At 42.5% G+C, this 21,426-nt stretch carries 14 protein-coding genes and 2 tRNA genes; 4 read left to right on the plus strand and 12 right to left on the minus strand.

The genetic code is table 11. The features are described 5' to 3' along the window. Positions 1–63: 63 nt before the first annotated feature. Together QVD32_RS04130 and QVD32_RS04135 are read left to right on the plus strand one after the other, a co-directional pair. Positions 64–1,035, plus strand: coding sequence for a glycoside hydrolase family 130 protein (locus QVD32_RS04130; RefSeq protein ID WP_021892132.1), 972 nt, complete (start codon positions 64–66; stop codon positions 1,033–1,035). A gap of 43 nt (positions 1,036–1,078) precedes the next feature. Beyond that, positions 1,079–3,298: a GH92 family glycosyl hydrolase gene (locus tag QVD32_RS04135; protein WP_229033600.1), complete on the plus strand. Its 2,220-nt coding sequence runs from the start codon at positions 1,079–1,081 to the stop codon at positions 3,296–3,298. A gap of 90 nt (positions 3,299–3,388) precedes the next feature. Here QVD32_RS04135 and guaA read toward each other — a convergent pair whose 3' ends face one another. The 4 genes from guaA to fabD form a co-directional block, all read right to left on the minus strand. After that, positions 3,389–4,912: a glutamine-hydrolyzing GMP synthase gene (gene guaA, locus QVD32_RS04140; protein WP_021892130.1), complete on the minus strand. Its 1,524-nt coding sequence runs from the start codon at positions 4,910–4,912 to the stop codon at positions 3,389–3,391. Between the two features lie 12 nt (positions 4,913–4,924). After that, positions 4,925–7,165, minus strand: a complete 2,241-nt coding sequence (locus QVD32_RS04145) for a monovalent cation:proton antiporter family protein (RefSeq protein ID WP_021892129.1) — start codon at positions 7,163–7,165, stop codon at positions 4,925–4,927. A gap of 2 nt (positions 7,166–7,167) precedes the next feature. After that, positions 7,168–7,884 (minus strand): MgtC/SapB family protein, encoded by a 717-nt coding sequence (locus tag QVD32_RS04150; protein WP_021892128.1) that lies wholly within the window; start codon positions 7,882–7,884, stop codon positions 7,168–7,170. A 273-nt stretch (positions 7,885–8,157) separates the two neighbouring features. After that, positions 8,158–9,039 (minus strand): ACP S-malonyltransferase, encoded by an 882-nt coding sequence (gene fabD / locus QVD32_RS04155; RefSeq protein WP_021892127.1) that lies wholly within the window; start codon positions 9,037–9,039, stop codon positions 8,158–8,160. Positions 9,040–9,185: 146 nt separating this feature from the next. On the opposite strand from fabD, the gene tatA reads away from it, so the two are divergent. Both tatA and tatC read left to right on the plus strand, forming a co-directional pair. Next, the gene (gene tatA, locus QVD32_RS04160; protein ID WP_008860878.1) at positions 9,186–9,416 is read left to right on the plus strand and encodes a twin-arginine translocase TatA/TatE family subunit; all 231 of its coding nucleotides are present in this window, start codon (positions 9,186–9,188) and stop codon (positions 9,414–9,416) included. Between the two features lie 103 nt (positions 9,417–9,519). Then, entirely contained in the window at positions 9,520–10,365 is an 846-nt protein-coding gene (gene tatC / locus QVD32_RS04165; RefSeq protein WP_021892126.1) for a twin-arginine translocase subunit TatC, read from the plus strand. 101 nt (positions 10,366–10,466) lie between these two features. Here tatC and QVD32_RS04170 read toward each other — a convergent pair. The 8 genes from QVD32_RS04170 to QVD32_RS04205 form a co-directional block, all read right to left on the minus strand. Then, positions 10,467–10,540, minus strand: a tRNA-Arg gene (locus QVD32_RS04170). Positions 10,541–10,596: 56 nt separating this feature from the next. Continuing rightward, positions 10,597–10,670 (minus strand) — tRNA-Arg (locus QVD32_RS04175). 118 nt (positions 10,671–10,788) lie between these two features. Further along, a complete protein-coding gene (locus tag QVD32_RS04180) occupies positions 10,789–13,077 on the minus strand; it encodes a patatin-like phospholipase family protein (RefSeq protein ID WP_021892125.1) in 2,289 nt (762 codons plus the stop codon). A gap of 42 nt (positions 13,078–13,119) precedes the next feature. Further along, positions 13,120–14,346, minus strand: a complete 1,227-nt coding sequence (serB, locus tag QVD32_RS04185) for a phosphoserine phosphatase SerB (protein WP_008860881.1) — start codon at positions 14,344–14,346, stop codon at positions 13,120–13,122. Between the two features lie 269 nt (positions 14,347–14,615). Further along, complete coding sequence (locus QVD32_RS04190) at positions 14,616–17,768, minus strand: hypothetical protein (RefSeq protein WP_021892124.1); 3,153 nt, start codon at positions 17,766–17,768, stop codon at positions 14,616–14,618. A 29-nt stretch (positions 17,769–17,797) separates the two neighbouring features. Further along, complete coding sequence (locus tag QVD32_RS04195; RefSeq protein ID WP_021892123.1) at positions 17,798–19,243, minus strand: fimbrial protein; 1,446 nt, start codon at positions 19,241–19,243, stop codon at positions 17,798–17,800. A 12-nt stretch (positions 19,244–19,255) separates the two neighbouring features. After that, on the minus strand, positions 19,256–20,152 hold the full coding sequence (locus QVD32_RS04200) for a FimB/Mfa2 family fimbrial subunit (RefSeq protein WP_021892122.1): 897 nt from the start codon (positions 20,150–20,152) through the stop codon (positions 19,256–19,258). An 81-nt stretch (positions 20,153–20,233) separates the two neighbouring features. Then, on the minus strand, positions 20,234–21,426 hold a 1,193-nt coding region (locus QVD32_RS04205; protein WP_353847090.1), incomplete at its 5' end, for a fimbrial protein.

Genomic DNA, 21,426 nt, shown 5'->3' on the forward strand with positions numbered 1-21,426 from the left:
ATAGATCTACGTTCAATCGCGATTAAACATTAAACACATATACATTAAAAAAGAAAAAACGATATGACAAAAAAAATGGTTATGCCCTGGGAAGACCGTCCGGCAGGATGTGCGGACGTCATGTGGCGTTATTCGAAAAATCCAGTAATCGACCGCTACCATATCCCCTCTTCCAACAGCATCTTCAACAGTGCCGTAGTACCTTTTGAAGACGGGTTCGCCGGAGTGTTCCGTTGCGATAACAAAGCCGTGCAAATGAATATCTTTGCAGGATTCAGCAAAGACGGTATTCATTGGGACATCGAACATGATCCCATTAAATTCAAAGCAGGAAATACCGATATGATAGAATCTGAATACAAGTATGATCCCCGTGTCACTTGGATCGAAGACCGTTACTGGATCACATGGTGTAACGGCTACTACGGTCCGACCATCGGTGTAGGCTACACATTCGATTTCAAAGAGTTTTTCCAATGTGAAAACGCCCTTCTGCCTTTTAATCGCAATGGAGTACTGTTTCCGCAAAAGATCAACGGGAAATACGCCTTGTTGAGCCGCCCGAGTGACAGCGGACACACTCCGTTCGGCGATATTTATATCAGTTACAGCCCCGACATGAAGTTTTGGGGCGAACATCGGCACGTACTCTCTCCCACACCTTTCCCCGTGAGCGCTTGGCAATGTACCAAAGTAGGTGCTGGCCCTATCCCTATCCTCACCGACGAAGGCTGGCTCATGTTCTACCACGGTGTCATTACCACTTGTAACGGATTCCGTTACTCTATGGGAGCGGCAATTCTCGACCGTGAAGACCCCTCCAAAGTGCTTTATCGTACACAACCCTATCTCCTTGCCCCGGCAATGCCCTATGAGATGCAAGGCGACGTACCCAACGTTATATTCCCTTGTGCAGCCCTTCACAACGAAGATCGAGTAGCGGTCTATTACGGCGCGGCCGACACAGTCGTGGGAATGGCATTCGGATATATTTCGGAAATCATCGAATTTACCAAAAAGAACTCAACAATCTGATTTTTTTATGAACATTCGCAATCTCATCGTTGCGGGAATCATAATGACAGTCTCGTCCGCCACACTATCGGCAGACGAGCCTGTCGCTTATGTAAACCCTTTCATCGGAACAACGAACTTCGGAACGACGAATCCGGGTGCAATCTGTCCTAACGGCCTTATGTCGGTCACACCATTCAATGTAATGGGTTCCGACAAAAACGTATATGACAAAGATGCGCGCTGGTGGTCCACCCCCTACGAATACCACAACACATTTTTTACCGGATTTTCTCATGTAAACCTTAGCGGCGTGGGCTGCCCCGAATTAGGCTCCCTCCTATTAATGCCGACAAGCGGAGAACTCAATGTCGATTACAAGCAATACGGTAGTGAATACGCTTTGGAAGAAGCTCACCCGGGCTACTATGCCAACCGGCTCACTCGCTACGGTATCGATACAGAAGTGAGTGCTACACCCCGCACCTCCATCGCCCGATTCACCTACCCGGGCGGTGAAAGCCACATATTGCTCAATTTAGGAGAAGGACTCACCAACGAGAGTGGAGCGACCATCCGTAAAGTAAGCGATACCGAATACGAAGGTAGCAAGCTCCTCGGTGGATTTTGTTACTACAACCGGCAGGGAGTATTCCCTATCTACTTCGTGATACGGGTCAACAAAAAGCCCCTACAATCGGGATACTGGAAAAAACAAAGACCTATGACCGGTGTAGAGGCCGAATGGGATCCCGATAACGGGAAGTACAAAATCTACACCCGGTACACCAAAGAAATGTCGGGCGATGACATAGGAGTATTCTTCTCCTACGATACCAAACCCGGAGAACAGATTCAAGTACAAATGGGCGTATCGTTCGTCAGCATCGAGAATGCCCGCCAAAACCTCGACAGTGAGCAGCAAGGATTCCAATTCGACAAAGTGTGCCTCGATGCCCGGAATCAATGGAACGATATACTCTCCCGAATAGAAGTAGAAGGAGGTTCCGATGAACAAAAAACCATCTTCTATACGGCACTATACCACATGTTTATTCACCCCAACATTCTCCAAGATGTCAATGGGCAATATCCCGCTATGGAGAGCGACAAGATACTCACCACCCGGCACGATCGCTACACCGTCTTCTCGCTATGGGATACATTCCGCAACGTACACCCATTCTTTACCCTCGCTTATCCCCAAAAGCAACTCGACATGGTACAGACCCTCATCGACATGTACAAAGAATGGGGTTGGTTACCTCGCTGGGAACTTTATGGAAACGAAACGCTCACCATGTCGGGAGATCCGGCTATCATTATGTTGGCGGACACATGGTTGCGAGGACTTAAAAACTTCGATGCAGAAACAGCCTATGAGGCGATGGTAAAATCGGCGACTGCTCCCAGTAGCGAAAATATTTTACGCACCGATAACGACGACTACATGAAACTGGGATATGTACCCTTACGTGAACAATTCGATAACTCCGTATCCCACGCCCTCGAATACTATCTGGCAGATTTCGCACTCTCCCGCTTCGCCGAAAATTTAGGGCACAAAGAAGATGCCCAAACCTTCGCCAAACGTTCGTTGGGCTACAAACACTACTATTGCAAAGAATTCGGGACACTGCGTCCCATACTGCCAGACGGCTCGTTCTACACGCCGTTCGATCCCCTGCAAGGACTCAACTTCGAACCGGCTCCCGGATTCCATGAAGGCAACGCATGGAATTACACCTTCTATGTCCCCCACGACATCGACGGGCTAAAACGATTGATGGGAGGAGAAAAGAAATTCGCCGCCAAGTTGCGAAATGTATTCGATGAAAACTTCTACGATCCGGCAAATGAGCCAGACATCACTTACCCCTACCTTTTTGCCCAAGTCAAAGGTGAAGAATGGAGAACTGACTCGCTAGTCAACTCGCTCTTGAAAAAATACTTCAAGAATCAACCCGATGGCATACCCGGCAATGACGACACAGGAACGATGTCCGCATGGGCCGTATTCAGTATGATGGGTCTTTATCCCGATTGTCCGGGAATACCCCGTTATACCCTCGTAGCTCCTATCTTCGACAAGATTATACTCCATCTCGATCCTCGTTATTATACCCAAGACACCCTGGTCATCGAGTGCGAACGGCCATCTCCGAAGGCTATCTACACCGACCGTATCACGGTAAACGGGAAAAAACATAAAGGACGATTCATTTCCCACGAAGATTTAGTCAATGCCGGTACAATCCGGTTCACTCTTACCGAGAAAAAATAAATCCGATCTTTCTCCATAACGCAGAAGCGGAGCCAATTTCCATTTGAGGAAATTGACTCCGCTCGTTTTATAAATTCCGAAATCTATTGACTATTCCCACTCGATAGTCGAAGGCGGTTTAGAACTGATGTCGTAAACCACCCGATTCACGCCACGCACCTTGTTAATAATGTCGTTAGATACTTTGGCAAGGAACTCATAAGGCAAATGAGCCCAATCGGCAGTCATGCCGTCGGTCGAAAGAACGGCTCGGAGGGCGACAGCCCGCTCGTATGTCCGTTCGTCGCCCATCACCCCTACCGACTGTACCGGCAACAAAACGACTCCCGCCTGCCACACTTTATTATACAGGTCGTTGTCGATAAGTCCCTGTATGAAAATATGATCTGCCTCCTGCAAGATATGTACCTTCTCGGGTGTGATATCTCCAAGTATACGGACAGCCAATCCGGGACCGGGGAAAGGGTGACGTCCGATGAGTTTCTCGCTGATACCCAGTTCCCGACCGACCCGGCGCACCTCGTCTTTAAACAGCAGACGCAACGGCTCCACCAGTTTCAAATTCATTTTCTCGGGCAATCCACCTACATTATGGTGCGATTTGATAGTCATACCCGTAATCGAAAGCGATTCGATCACGTCGGGATAAATAGTCCCTTGCGCCAGCCATTTTATATCGGTCAGCTTACGAGCCTCACGATCGAAAATATCGATAAAACCTTTGCCGATAATTTTCCGTTTCTTTTCCGGCTCGGTCACCCCCTTCAACTGTTCGTAAAAATAATCCTTAGCATCTATGCCCAAGACATTGAGCCCCATATCCTTGTAGTTGGCAAGGACGCTCTCAAACTCGTTTTTCCGCAACAAACCGTTATCGACGAAGATACAGGTAAGGTGATTACCGATCGCCTTGTTAAGCAACACGGCAGCCACAGTAGAATCGACACCTCCCGACAAAGCCAATACCACTTTATCGTCTCCCAACTTCGTACTTAATTCCGCTACTGTATGTTCGATAAACGATGCCGGTGTCCAGTCCATATCACAGTGGCAGATATCACGTACGAAATTCGTCAGCAGAAGCGTGCCGTCTTCGCTATGATATACCTCTGGGTGGAACTGTACACCCCATGTCAGTTCTCCCTCGATATGAAAAGCCGCTGTCTTTACTTCATGGGTACTGGCCACAAGGGTGAAGGTAGAGGGAATTACCGTAATAGAATCGCCATGCGACATCCATACGGTGGAATTCTCCCGCACACCGCGCATGAGGGGATCGTTCTCATCATGCCAAGCCAAATTGGCACGACCATATTCCCGGGTATCGGCAGACTCGACCTTTCCCCCCGACGTATGAGCCAAAAATTGCGCCCCGTAACAAACGCCAAGTACCGGATAAACACCACGGATACGACTCAAATCGACAAAAAGGGCATTAGGATCGTTCACCGAATAGGGACTCCCCGAGAGAATCACTCCTTTAATTCCCTCTTCTCCGTAAGGGAATTTATTGTACGGCAAGATTTCGCAATACGTGTTCAGCTCCCGCAACCGACGGGCAATCAACTGCGTGTATTGAGAACCGAAATCGAGAATAATAATTTTTTCCTGCATAATCGTAGGTCTTTATGTATGTTGTATATGATTTTCTATTTTATCCTGAATCAACTGTTTGATATTATCCGGCTCCCCGACAAGCCAAATCACATCGTGCGCCTCAAAACAAGTTTGTCCGTCGGGCTGATGAAATGTTCCGTCTGCACGTTCTATTCCCACAACGAGGCAATTATTCTTATTACGAATGCTCAACGACGAGCTCGTTTGCCCGATCAACGGCGAATTCCCGGGAACAACAACATGCGTAAATGTGACTTCCCTGTTATCGGTTTCCTCTTCGGGCGATTCACTACCTTCCACTACGGTAAGCAAAGATTGAATCTGATCATCTGTTCCAATAACACCGATCGTATCTCCCGGAAAAATTCGGGTTTCCCCCTTCGGGATATTGATTCGCCGAGTTCCCCTCTGAATACTTACGACATTGATTCCATATTCTTTGCGTAAATCGGAATCCATTAAGCGACGTCCGGCAAACGGACAGTCTGCATTTACATCCATATAGGCCAAATGCATATCGCTCACCAAGCTCGTATTCCGTCCTGTCTTTCGCAATTCCCTTTCGTTCAAGTTATCCATAAATATATTTTCGATACGCATGAACTGCTTCTGTATGCGCTTAGACAATAAAATGAGAACAACAATGAATATACCCAGTCCCAACAACACGCCGGTACGTTGAGAGTGGACGATAGAAAGATAATATATAACGAAAAACAAAGCTAGCAATATGCGGAAAACTATCATCAAAGTCAATGGAACCCGGTTTACACTCCCCTCTCCCAATTTCCTTATCAAGGACATGCTTACCTCCTTAACCATCAAAGCCCACAAGAACGGCGACATCACTACCAAAGTTACGATAGCGGCGATCATACGCCCCCACTCAGGCAAAATTTCCACCATCAACGGTATAAACCACATTTTAGAGACCATAATTATCGCTACGATCAGCGACGAATAAAGCAGTACTCTCCACAAATATTGTGCAATAGCCTCTTTCCATACTGCCTTATGAGGCTTTATTTCGGTTCGGCTCTGACTATAACGGTCGATAGCTGCAAGCCACCTCTCCGGCAAACGTCGCTCAATCCAACTATAAGCAGGGTCGGCCAACCGAATACAATAAGGAGTCAAAAAAGTAGTTATCACCGATACTGCCACAACTATCGGATACAGAAATTTGTCGATCACATTCAACGACATTCCCAACGAGGCTATAATAAAAGCGAACTCACCGATTTGAGATAAACTAAACCCCGATTGTATCGATATTTTCAAAGTCTGTCCCGAAGCCAACATACCCACCGTACCGAAGAATATCTGTCCTACAATAACAACAATAGAGAGCAAACAGATAGGCAATGCATATTGACTGAGAGACGCCGGGCTGACCAACATACCTACCGATACGAAAAATATGGCTCCAAACAGGTCCTTTACCGGTTGAACGACTTTCTCTATCCGTTCGGCTTCGTTCGTACCGGCTAATATAGATCCCATGACAAAAGCGCCCAAAGCCGAAGAAAATCCGGCATAAGTAGCCAAAACGACCATACCCAGACAGAGCCCCATAGAAACGACCAACAAAGTCTCGTCATTTAAAAACTTACGTGTTTTTTTCAGAATCAGAGGTAATATGGAGATTCCCACAACAAACCAAATAATCAGGAAAAAGACCAATTTAGCGATACTCTCCAACAGTTCCGCCCCTTCGAACGAGTTCTTCACGGCAATAGAAGAAAGTATCACCATCATCACCACGGCAAACAAATCTTCCACGATCAACACACCAAAAACTAAATTCGTAAAAGCCTTCTTGCGTAAATTCAAATCGGTAAAGGCCTTGATGATAATCGTCGTCGACGACATAGATAACATCGCTCCCAAAAAGATACTGTCGAGATACGTGAAATGTAATAACCGACCGGCTCCGTAACCTGCCAGCATCATACCCAATACAATGACTAGCGCTGTAAGAACGGCCGATGCCCCTACTTGAAAAAGTTTTTTAAAGCTGAATTCCAATCCCAAAGAAAACAGAAGTACAATGATACCTAGTTCTGCCCATAAATTTATATCACCCTCATCTACTATGGTAGGGAAAAAAACGAAATTGGGACCCACTAAAAAACCGGCGACAATATAACCCAATACAACGGGCTGTTTCAATTTCTTGAAAAGCAATGTCACTACCCCAGCCACAATCAAAATAAGAGCCAAATCGGTAATGAGGGCATCCAATTCCATAATCAAATCTCGTTTTGAAGTGAAATATATTCCGTTCGGTAAATATTACGCATATGGGAAAAAAGAGAAACAAAATCGGTCGTAGACCGAGACAAAACGATAAATTTCAAATCGGTCTTCTGTTCCGAATAATTATATTCTACCAACACATTGTGTAACGAAACCTTATACTCACCCAATAATTTTTCATACCGGGTCAAATCCTCGACAATCTCGGTCGCTTTCAAATGTATAATTTTTCCTTCCCGGTCTAAATTCGTCCGACGTTCATATTGTTCCAAACTCACCAACGTGAACAATATCAATATGGTCGAAATAATCGCAATAACATAAAGACCTACACCTACCGCCAAACCCAAAGCCGCCACCATCCAAATACCGGCAGCTGTGGTCAGACCTCGTATCGAACCTTTTGTTTGAATGATGGCTCCCGCACCCAAGAAACCGACACCTGTAATCACTTGTGCGGCAACTCGTCCCGGGTCTCCGTTTTTCAATCCCAAATAAACCTGTGGAATATAGATAGAGATAATCATCGCCAACGTTGCACCCATAGAGATGAGCGCAAATGTACGAGCACCGGCTACTTGGCCTTTCCGCTTTCGCTCAAAGCCCACGATACCCCCCAACAACAAACTCAGCATCAACTTGAATATAGCCGAGGTCGTCGTAACCTCTGTATCCGAAATAGTATTCAGAAAATCATTGAAGAGGTTCATATCACAATTCTTTTGATTATGCAAAGATAGTGCAAGGTGAGCGCAGAAGCAAATTTATTTGATTATGCCGAACCACAGCCCGTCTTCGCAACTTTGCAAAGATAGTACAAGGTGAGAGAAAGACAAAGCAAACATGTTTACTTTTCTCGCCAAACTCCCTCACAGCTTAATGAACAAAACAAATTTATCAGAAAGCGATTTTCCCGATAAACCGGAAACAAAAAAAGAGCGATAACGAAAGTTACCGCTCTTTTACTAATATTGTAGTACGACTTACTGGATTCCCGAAGTCGCTACTTCCGACGAAATTTTCTTTACCAAACCTTGCAGCACAGCTCCCGGTCCTACCTCGACAAACGTATCGGCTCCGGCGGCGATCATGTTTTGGATAGTTTGTGTCCAACGTACCGGAGCGGTCAATTGAGCGATAAGGTTCTTCTTGATCGTTTCAGGATCGGTTTGAGGTTCTGCATTCACATTCTGATAAACAGGACATTTCGGAGCATGGAAATCGGTATGAGCGATGGCATCTGCCAATTCAGCACGAGCCGGCTCCATCAGAGGAGAATGGAAAGCACCACCCACTTTGAGTTTCAAAGCCCGTTTTGCACCGGCCTCCAACATCTTTGCACAGGCAGCATCTACACCTTCGATAGAACCCGATATAACAATTTGTCCCGGGCAATTATAATTGGCAGGAACCACGACACCTTCGGTTACCGAAGCGCACAATTCCTCGACTCTCGCATCGGGTAAAGCCAACACAGCCGCCATTGTCGACGGTGTTTTTTCACAAGCTTTCTGCATAGCCTGCGCACGTGCCGAGACAAGACGCAAACCGTCCTCGAAAGAAAGTGCTCCGGCGGCTACCAATGCCGAAAATTCACCCAACGAGTGACCGGCTACCATATCGGGATTAAAATCGTCACCCATCGTTTTTGCCAAAATTACCGAGTGCAAGAATATAGCAGGCTGGGTAACTTTGGTTTGACGCAAATCTTCGTCTGTTCCGTTAAACATCAGGTCGGTGATATTGAAGCCCAATATCTCGTTGGCCTTATCGAACATCTCTTTGGCTACGGGGTTATTTTCGTAGAGGTCTTTTCCCATACCTACAAATTGCGCCCCTTGTCCGGGAAATACAAATGCTTTCATTTTCTTCTTTTTTAATTACGGAAAATTTTCCTTATTCAAAAATCGCTGCAAAGTTAATCAATTTTGATATAGATTTGTTGTATTATACAAATATTCTTTCTTATTTTGTTCCCATTGAACGAAATAATACTTAAACGATAAAATAAATGAACACATTTTCTGCGATACTTTTACTCTTCGGGAACCTCGGTACGACAGAGCTTATTGTTATATTGGTAGTGGTTTTACTTCTTTTTGGAGGTAGAAAAATACCGGAATTGATGCACGGTATCGGGAAGGGTGTACGTAGTTTCAAAAAGGGAATGAACGAAATCGAAGAGGAAATAAATGCTCCGGTCTCCAAAAACGAGGAACAGAAAAAGGAAGAAGGGAAATAATTACTCGATCGTTCACTATAATTATAATCATTATCATTTCTGCATTCTCATGTATAAATGATATTTTACGGTTTTACCACACTTGTAGAGCCACGACACATTCATGGATAACGAGCTGAAAGAGATGAGTTTTTGGGATCATGTCGATGACCTGCGCAGAGTCATACTACGCTCGGTCGGTGCAATTATCCTCTTATCGGTCGTGTTTTTTACTCTCATGCCTCGAATATTCGACAGCATTATCCTTGCGCCCTGTCATTCTGATTTCATATTATATCGGCTACTTTGTGACCTGAGCCAACACACGTCCATCTTACCGGATTTTTGCAACGACCATTTCGAGGTAAAACTTATCAATATACAATTAGCTTCCCAGTTTTTTATCCACATGAGCACGTCCATGTGGATTGCCTTGTTGTTTGCGTTTCCATATGTCATCTATCAACTGTGGACTTTCGTCAGTCCGGGATTATACGCCGGCGAAAAACGACATGCCAGAGGGGCATTTCTCGCAGGAAATATCATGTTCTTTATCGGTATCGGAGTGGGATATTTTCTTGTATTTCCGTTAACGTTGCGTTTTTTGGCAGAGTACCAAGTGAGCGAAATGGTTCCTAACCAAATCTCACTGGACTCATACATGAGCAACTTCCTCACACTTAATTTTATTATGGGACTCGTATTCGAATTACCCCTGCTGTGCTGGTTGTTGTCGAACATGGGGCTTATCACAAGACGTTTTTTCAAAACTTATCGCCGACATGCTATCGTCATACTACTTATATTAGCTGCGTTTATCACACCATCGAGCGACCCATTTACTTTGTCTGTCGTATTCGTTCCCTTATATGCATTATATGAATTGAGCGCATGGGTGGTTAAACCGGCTTCTCAAAAAGACGACGGAAATAGCGAAGAAGATAGTAACGAGATTTTAGACGAACATTAAATCCCCTCTTATTCCGACGAAATCGGAAATAAGAGAGCTAAAAATAAGGACAGAATTCCAAAAAGAAAGGGTCTCATATAGATTATATGGGACCCTTTTTGTGACTCCGACAGGATTCAAACCTGTAACCTTCTGATCCGTAGTCAGATGCTCTATTCAGTTAAGCTACGGAGCCATTTCCAAATCTGTTTTTTCATATAGTTGTTCTCGCTTGAACAACCTTGCATTGAGTGACTCCGACAGGATTCAAACCTGTAACCTTCTGATCCGTAGTCAGATGCTCTATTCAGTTAAGCTACGGAGCCGTTTGCGGTTGCAAAGATAGGAATAATTTTATTCCGACGTATCTTTTTATCTTATTTTTTTACCTCTAATATATGATTTTTTTCTATCGTACCCATTTTCAGATAAATAGATTTTTTCTTATTCCAAGAATTTAGGACTGAATACCAACAGACCGATATTTATACCGAAGTTCCAGTTACGTGCTGGATAATCATAGTAATTGGCATAAAGACTAATCGAAGCGAAAGAGAGATCGAGCACTAAGGAACTCTCGCCCATAAAATGATACTTCGTAAAGGCTTTTCCATAATAGGGAACCATATTTTCACCTTCGTAAATCTGCCGAAATGGAGCAAAAACATAGAACTCATTGCGAAATTGCAAATTATTCAGGATTTTCCAAATGGGTATCACTCCCGCAGCCAAATATTGTGTGGAACGAAAAGCTGGATTGAAGATAGTTTTACTATGCGGAGTAGGAGTAAATGCCGGTGCTTGGATTAGTGTGGAAGTATAATTACTCAACAGTCCTTTACTCGATACCACGGCTTTTCCCCGAACACCCAACACGAATTTATTTCCCAAAGGGAAATAGGTATGAATATTTCCTTCTATCTGTAACCACGAAAGTGTCTGTTTGCTATGTGGTTGCAAATTCGAGTTATATGGTTTGAATCGTTCTTTTCCATACGCCAATAGCCCTAATACGGAACAATCTGTACCAGAGGTGGGGTACATGTAATTATTCAAATTATTTTGATCGAATTTCATCGATGCTACAAGCAAGTTATAACGACTGCGATCCTGTTCATTCTTGGAAAAATCTACCGTATTGGATTGGTAATACTTATCGTTCATCGAACCATATCCAACAGAAACGACAGCTTTTGAACCGGTCAAAAACGGCAACCCCAACCGTAACTTCACATATTGCTCGGATTGTGTGATAAAAGAGGGCATACGGTCGGAATAAAACAACGTTTCATTTTGATAAAACTTTTGTTTAGAAGCCACAGCTTGCAGTTTCAGATACATAGGTATAACGGTCTTCAAATCGAAACGAGCCGATAACATGCCAGAAGTATAAGACTGTCCTATTTGCCCACCTAAATCGAGATCGAGAGAATTGAGGCTTACCGTGCGATAGTGTGCACCTATATATATTTGATTGGAACTAGTCGACGAAATAAATCCTCCCATTCCTATCGCCAGTTGATCGTGCACTTTTGCTTTAATATCGAGATTGAACATGCCACTTTCCTTGTCGTATCGGGCATGAGGTATCAAATCGGATATTTTTCCATCGGATATGGTTTTATAGTAAGCAGCCTTAGCCTGCTCATCGGAAAAAGGTTCATCTGAATCGAATTGCCGACGAATATACTCCCGTTGTTGATGATTCCCTCCCTCTACCGAAACTTTATCAAATACAAGGTCGGGGGTTTTACTTTTGAAAACCATTCGCTGCAATTGGCGGGTGTCCTGAGATAGTTCTCTGGGAATACGACTTTTGATAGAATCCATCATAGCTATCGTACGGTCATATCCTATCTTGGCAATTTGCCGTGCTTTGGGAAAGTCGAGAAGTCCTACATCACTCAAATTGAAACGCATCAAAATCCCATCTTCGGGATCGAGAGTATAATCGCTTTTTTGCATGACCATATTCTCGATTTGATTCATCAAATCATCTTCTTTGGGTTTATCCAGTTTAGCGGCAACAATACTCCCGATGATGATATCGGGATTAAAATCGGACTTCATCACATCGACAGGGAAATTATTATAAATACCGCCGTCATAGACCAATACGCTGTCGATTTCAATCGGTTTGAATACGAAAGGGAAACTCATGGAAGCTCTCACGGCATCACCCAAATCACCATTCCTCAATATGACTTCTCGCTTGTGATATACATCGGAGGCAACCGCTCGAAACGGAACGAATAAATTATCGAAATTCCCTTCGCACTGTGCCGAATAAGGTGCAAATATACTCATGAACGCATAATTCATAGGGAACGGATTGATGAGGCTATTAGGCAAGAAATGCGGTTCGAATTTAGTCGAGTCTTGTAAAGCGACATTAAATGTAACGATCTCGGGAGTAGGATCGGGTTTCTTAAAATAATAGACGTATCTTTTGTCAAAAATTCCACGAGACCACAAGTTGAAATCTTCGGAAAGAATCAAATCCAGCATTTCGTCGGGGGTATATCCCATAGCATACCATGCCCCCACAATAGCCCCCATCGACGTACCGGCTACATAATCGATGGGCACATTATTTTCTTCGAGGGCTTTGATAATACCTATATGCGCTATTCCCTTAGCTCCGCCTCCGCTCAAAACCAAGCCCACGGTCTGGGCCTGTAAACAAGCCAATCCACAAACCACTGTAAAGAGAATCGACAAAATTCGTTTCATAATTCATATTATCATTTGCAACAACCCGGCAAAATATACTCATCAATTGGCTTCGGAAATAAACGAATCTTTAAATCCGATAAAATAGAGAACACCATCGAGGCCTATCGTCGATATAGACTGGCTAGCGTTTTCCTTCACTTTCGGTTTAGCATGATAAGCGATACCTAAACCTGCCGTACTCAACATAGGCAAGTCATTCGCTCCATCTCCGACAGCTATCGTCTGAGCTATATCCACGTTTTCTACCTGTGCTATCAATTTCAACAACTCAGCCTTTCGACGCCCATCGACAATATCGCCGACATAACGTCCCGTCAATTTCCCATCGATTATCTCCAACTCATTGGCATACACATAATCGATTCCATAACGTTGTTTCAAATAGTTTCCGAAGTAGGTAAATCCACCCGAAAGAATAGCAATTTTGAATCCGGCCCGTTTCAACACTTGCATCAGACGATCCACGCCCTCGGTGACGGGAAGCGATTCAGCTACTTCTTTCAAGACCGATTCGTCGAGTCCTTTCAACAGACCGACACGTCGTGCGAAACTCTCGCAAAAATCGATCTCCCCTCGCATAGCCGACTCGGTAATCGCTTTCACTTCGTCACCTACCCCGGCTCTCACTGCCAACTCGTCGATAACCTCGGTTTCTATTAGTGTAGAATCCATATCGAAACAGATCAACCGACGGCAACGGCGATATATACTATCTTCCTGCAAAGATATATCCATGCCCAAATGTGCAGAAAGTTGCATGAACTCGGACTGCATAGCCACTTTATCTCTCGGCGTACCCCTCACAGATAACTCAATACATGATTTGGGAGGCCGAACCGTTTCATCGAGCGGAATACGTCCCGTAAGCCGTTGAATGGCATCGATATTTAATCCTTGCTCTGCCACAATACGGGTGACCTCACCTATCTGACGGGCTGTAATACAACGCCCCAATATCGTAATGATATAGCGGTTCTTTCCCTGTAACCCCACCCAACGCGTATATTCCTCTTCACTAATAGGAGAGAAACGAATGTTCACATCAAGCTCATAGGCTTTGAACAGGAGATCTTTAAGTATATCGCCCGATTTGGTTTCGTCAGTTTTAAATAATATTCCCAACGAAAGCGTATGGTGAATATCGGCCTGCCCGATGTCCAAAATAAAAGCATCGTACCGGGCTAACACTTCTGCCAAAGCGGTCGTTACTCCCGGTTTATCGTCACCCGATATATTAATAAGTATAATTTCGGTTTTTGGTTTCATTAAAAAAATCTCTTCCTATTTATTCCAACAAAAATAGCACAAACGAAAGCAGGAACAAATCTTATTCCGTTTTCACTCTTACAATTACTTCTTGCAAAGATAAAGAGAACTGATGAATTTTCAGCATAAATCCATACAATAACGACGTCCAAATACAGATATTCTCAAAGCCGTCTATTCTCACTGAGTTCTCAAAAGAAAGAACCGACCAATAAATAAAATTAATCAGTTCTTTCACACCTACAAATACAAGTTACCCGATATAATTTTTAACGGGTATTAAATACATCTGTAAAATGATCCCCATACTGAGCCGTATTATAAATAATAGCCCACAAAGTCGCCCACAATACACCACGACCATAATACTCATTATCGGTGACAGTAGCCAATGCATTACAAGCAGGGGTCCAAGTGTTGGTATGCTGGGAATCCCCCAAAAATATTATTCGTCGTTGCAAATCAATGGATAATGAACAGCCATTGCCTGCAACCTCCAACACGCTAGTCACGCCTGTCGGAACATCAAAAGTTCCACTTATTCCATCTCTATAAAACATCGCGTTAAAATTAATTTGTTGAGAAGGCCGAAAATTACTGAATGGCCCATTCTTAACTATATAATCCCACACAGGGTCATTCGTATGAGAAGTTACCCAAGAGGCATACGAACCGGTATTACCTCTATATTTATATCCCCATGAGGTAAATTTAGCAAATAGTGCTTGATTTTCCGAGTTACTATTATCCAAAGAAACAATAGCAAACCTATTTTTATTAGGGCTATTTTCCAACCACGTAATCAAATTATCGTAATAATTGGAAACCGTCGTCGCATACCTTCCCGAGAAAAGAACATTGACATTATCCGGGATATTAGCTCCTACCCCTGCACTATTACTTTCGTTATTCGGCAAAGTCGGCGTTACAGGCATATAAACTATCCCTTGCGAACCAAAGAAAGTAGAATAAATCCCATAGTCCCGAAAGGTACTAAGAATACCATTTCCAAGAGCACCATATCCTCCATAAAGGTTTGCGACACTGATCGAAATGGGTTTAAGCACTTTCCTAACGATTGCAATACGAGAAGAAACATCTGTCCCCGCCAAAGTCAATTTTACATGATACGTTATATCTCGATTCGCATCTTTATACAAAATCTTAGGCAATTGTATTTTAAATTTCGTACCCATCGAATATTCCGATCCCCATGACATGGCATCGCCTTTTTCACCCACTAATTTTACGGCATAAGTATGTACTAATGCCGGTTCCGGCTGTTCCAACTCCGCAATCCATTTCATTCTACTACTACCTTGCAAACTAACGACCTGCGTCTCATCTGCATTCTCAGAAACATAAAGGGTATTCCCTACAATACCTGTATTAAAGGACATAGGTTTCTGACTGATAGTAATCACATGAGATTTTACATTGGGATCGTCCACCAATGCCAAATAAAGACGGGCATTTAAAGTATTGCTACTTGCGTTCTCTTGCTTTGCCGTTACGGTCAATCGATTAAGCTTCAAATCTTTATCATCGTGAATATCTTTTATTTCAAATGCCTCGGCGTTATCTCCTTCAAGGACATATTTCCACTGATTTACAGTCGTTCCATCGGTAGACAGTCCCGGATTGACAAGAAACGTATTTGTATTATTTCCCGTTATAGTCAACTCTCCATCATATTCAAAATCAATCGCAGTAACCGAAGGTGTCAATTCAAATCCAGGTTCTCCACTCTGAATCAATAACATGGTACTCTGCACCGAAGGATCCTCTTTTAGACTAACTACCAAAAAACCGTAACGTGGGCTGGTAGTCGCATTGGCTGTATGAGTATAAATCGGAATAATATTATTGGTTGCCTTACCGCTATCGTAGTCGGTCACAGCCGAAGTCCCAGTTTGTGCAAAAGAAAAGAAGGCCCCTGCGCCCGGTGGATAAATAGTCGCTTCCCAATCTCCCGATCCTTCCACAGCAATGGGTGGAGCCGCAACCCCAGCAGTATTAGCAAAGTAAGGTATGCTCTTGGGATTTAATTTCAAATAGAGATCTCCTCCCTCTAATTGGACTATATCAATCGTAGCTTTCAAATTACCAAAAGAAAGTTCTATAATACCACTACGCTGGTCTTTTACATTACTCAATATTGTGGCAGAAACGGTCAAAGTTTTACCACTCAAACCGACCGATATACCATCGTCCAATACTTTTTTGCTGAGAGATAAAGTCCCTTCGCCAAAAGTAAATATACCCAAACTGTAACTTCCACCATTAGGTGTAAACATCACTTTTTTTGTGGGTATCGCTAATATATTATCTCCATCGAACTGCACAGTACCATGACTATCCATATCCCAATAGTTAATGGAATAACCCAGCGAAGCTATTTCACCCTTATATGCCTCCAATTCTGTCGTATACCCTTCTTTTTTAACTGAGTTAATAGTCAATTTATATACATTATTACGTTTAAGAGATTGCCCAGAGCCAAGTGGGTGAATATTTGCCCGATGATAGGATACAGTACCGGAACTACTGTTTCTCACACCGATAATTAAACAAGTCGTAAACTCATCATTCTGTTTGGGTGATGCTACATAATTTTCAAAAGCGTATAATTTTCCAACCAGCTCATTGCCTCCGGTCTTGTTCTCAAATCCATAAAGTCTCGCAATACGCTCTGCATCTTTATCAAAAGCATTCGGTTCTCCGTTCCATACAAAAAGAGACGGGTATGCATTCCAAACCGATACAGTCTCAATAGTATATCCCGCCGCCAAATTGTATATATCAAAACGAGAAACAGCACGTTGTAATACAGCTTTAAGTTTAGTATCTTGCTTACCTTTTTTTAATGAGGCACTCATCAACAAAGCGTCGCTTTCCAGTGGTTTCGTAGTATATTCCGGTACATTTGTATCTGTACCCGACATAAACACTTGAATTTCCGCTTTTGCCTCTTTATAATTTTTTCTTTGAATTACAGATTTCCAGTCGGCTAATGTTTGAGAGCCATCTGTCGGTAAATAATTATCTCCCATATTAGCAACGATCAGAATATCATACGGTTCTGTCATGCTCAATCCAATATCCGAAAAATCAAATACCATATCGGTATTCATTACCAGCGGATTCTCCGGGGTTGCAATTAATTCTTTCAGCCCCTTAAAAGTTCCTGTTCCAGTACTATTCGATTCGAAAAAAAACAAATCAAGCGTCTTCACATTTTCTTCCCCAGCTTCGGGAGCTATTGCCGAACGTGTAGCTAATCCGCTAGTAGGATCCTGAACACTAAAATTTATGATTAATTTATCATTTTGCCCAGAGAAAAATCGATCGGCATCATCTTCTCTACAAGACAGAAAAAGGGCCATTACCAAAAGAGAAAACGACCATATTACTTTTTTCATACTATCTATTTTTATGATTATATATGTAATTATTTCTCCAAATCAATGTCAATATCGTCATCTAGTTCCCAATCGTTCATTCCTTTGTCATAGCGAAATATTTGTATTTCTAACCTAATTCTTCCAGAAAGCAATACGATCGTATCTGTATTGGCGGTAGACGTTGTCTTATCAAAATCTCTTAAAGCAGTTACTCTGAGACTTATAGGATAACCATCGGTATCATCGATAAGCTCAACTTTAAAACGATTGTTCTGAATTCCGTTAGGCAGTGTAGTAACAGAACCATTGATATCGGTTTTAAATGCCAAAAGAATAGCCTGCGATAAAATGTTACTTTCCACTCCGATAGAAGTCATCGAATTCGTATCTCGATATAACACAGCCTCTCGCTTCTCTGTCCACAAATAGTAATTACCACTTGTCCCCATTTGTCCGGCAGTCATGTCCCATTCAACAATATTGACATTCAGATGAACAGATGGTTGTCCCGCAGCCGTTTCTTTATCGGTATATCCGGGACCACTAACTGAATTAATATTAAAGACATACTTTTTATTTCGTACAATCTCAATAAGCTTATCAGCCTCAGAGTCCTCGAAATCAATCGGATAATAATATTTCGACCCCTTATACTCAGCTCCAACTACAAGACGAGTGTGTCTCCGATTTTCTGTTTCGGTCTGGGTATCATTATCATATAAATACAGCTTATTGGCAATAGATTGGTCGGAGATATTATAATCGCTTGATTCCAAAATAAGAGCAGTTCCCATATCTACTGGGGAATACGCCACTTGCACTTTATCATCGACGATATTATTCGAACTGTTACCCAAAAAACCTTTATCCGGAACATTGTACAAAGTAGCATCTTTCAGTGTAAATTCTGCAATATCGGTAGTCACATATACATCAACAGACGCAACCGACCGAATAAGACTCAACAACGGCCAATAATTAATTACTCCATCTTTCACCTCTTGTTTTTCCAGCATTCCCCACATGGGCAAACACGTAAATACAGGAGTATTTTGTAATAGTCTCTTCGGATCCTCATCTACCAACTCTTTCCGAAACACCTCCCAGTCGGCTTTCCCTATATATTGACTCTCGGTTACCTCATCGGGAAGCATCTTTTCAATAAACGATCGACAATTAGCAAAAAAATAAGCATCATAATCTTTACCAATAGGAAGTGTCGTACGCAACTTTCCATTTATTTTAAAAGTAGTTCGCCAACAAAGAAATTTCCCTTCTGAGTCAAAAAGCAATACATCAAGATTTTCGACAATATTTTCATTCGGAGTGGAATACTCGGTACTTCGACTCACTGGATCGGTTACAATAGATATTTCAACTTCCGACTCACCAGAAGAATAGTCTTCGGAAGAAGGTTCATCGTTAAACCTAGTTTGGCAAGAATAAAATCCTACCAGTGTAAAGATAATCGATAATATAAATAAATTTTTCATATTGTCACCTTTTTATAGTACGATCAGAGCTTTACGAATCTGCCATGAATCGACTGAAATAATTGCTTCCTGTTGAGTTGGTCTAATTACCACATCTATCCGTGTACCTTTTTTAGCCTTAGTTTCTGTGTCAACCGCCAATCGAGCTATCCCATTTTCCAAAATCGTAATGACGATATTATCTTCCAACCCACTTTCTGCCTCCATAGAGGCGGGCAATACTTTATTATTCGAAACATATTCGTCTTCGCTCTCAACATAAGTAAAATTGTCTTCTATTATAACCCGATCACCAGATTGGTGACCCTTAGAAACATGATAAGAATCAGACGCTCCTGCAACAGTCATACTGAGTTTTCCCGGATACTGTTTTTTAAAACTATTACCGTCTTTTATAGTAACCGCAATACTACATAACATTTTTTCAACCTCAACATTAATAACTTTCTCTTCTAATGGATTTGAATCGAACATCAAACTCCCTAGAAAAAGCTCCTGCGACGAGCCGCTATACGATTGAGAGCGACTTATCGGTCGTTCCCCCATTGCAAATCTTGCTGTAAAATAATTATCTTCATTAAAAAACACAATCGGGGCCTTTCCATCTACTCTATCACCCGATAAAATCCAAGCAATCAAATAGATACTTCCAGTATATCTTTGTTCAAGGAAATAGGGTTTTCCTCCTTTTATTTCTTCGTAAGGAATATGCCTCATTTCTACATTTTTCCCATTATTATCGTACAAATACAATTCTATATCATCTGCAACCGAACGATCGAAGTTAGCCGTACTTCCCTCATGCGTGAAGACCAAACTCAAAGCCCCATCTTCACAACCATAATGCGGCCCCTCACGAGTACACCCCATACAAAATATCACCAATAATACCAGAATTATCTTCTTCACGATACAATCGTTTTTTATCTACCATTATTCTTGGAGTAGTATTTCTACTCCAAGAATAATGGCAATCAGTCTTTATGCTATTTATAAATCTACATCTTGTGTCCTTACATCCCATTGAGCCACCTCTATATTGATGGAAATAGAACTTTCTGTAGGACTAACGACCGGCCCTTCTTCCTCTGCCTCCTTCGGCGTAGACCAACCCACAGTTTTAATATCTTTCATCGTTATGCGATAAATACTATTACGGTAGATTTTCCAAGCATCGTCTTTTAACAAATTAACTCTCCAATAACGAGTTACGCCACTTACACCTGTACCCGAGAACGTTCCTCGAACAATGAAAGCCACTACTTCATCTTTATCGAATACCGTTGCAACCGAACCGTTACCACCTTGCAAAGTAGTCGGAACATTCTCATATACATAAACCGGTTTATCATAAATCGCTGGTAAAAAACCATTCGTGGTCTCATCGGCATCGTCTTTTTTCACAGAATACACAGATTCAACCGTTTCCCCGTCCATAGAAAATGTCGTCTTGAAATTAGTAGCTGTGGCAAAACGCGTCCAATCTTCGAGCTCCTTATATTCAAAAGCACGCGATTGATTAATTCCATTAATAACCATATAACCGTCGAAGGTCCATTTCAAATCACTCGGAACCGTACCATTTTCACCCAATCCCAATATTTTAAGCAGGTCATCTTTGGGAGCAGTAATTTGATTTGAAGGGTCCACCTTAGGACTTTCAATTTTACTCAATAATCGACGAACAGAGAGATTTAGCGTATTCGTTTCCCCCTCCACAACATTAATCGTCCCTTCTGCCGCCATAGCAAATCCTGTGGAAGTACTGATATCTGCACGAGAATTTGAGCCATCTAATAAAAGCTCTTTATAAAGACTATTTTTTTTGAAATCCGTCAATGAAGCCGGCGCGGGAGAAGGTTCGCCCAAATTTTGATTGACCGCAGTGAGAACAGTAAGATTTCCTGCGTCGACAAGGAACGTGTACTGATTATTCGTGGCTAAAACTTCTGGCTTAAAATATTTTTGATAAGACCCGTCAGAGTTAAAAACAAAAAATTCCAACGATTTGATAGCGTTTTCATCGGCCGATCCTGCCTCCTCACCCGTTTGAGCCCGAGTAACGGTACTTCCTTTTATTTTAACAGTAATAGCTGCCTTTTTACCTTGAACAATAGGTTCGTTCATACTATTGTCAGAATCGCTACACGACAATAATGTACATACAGTTATAGCAACTGCCC

The sequence above is a fragment of the Barnesiella sp. genome, assembly GCF_022723415.1.
GTDB lineage: Bacteria > Bacteroidota > Bacteroidia > Bacteroidales > Barnesiellaceae > Barnesiella > Barnesiella intestinihominis.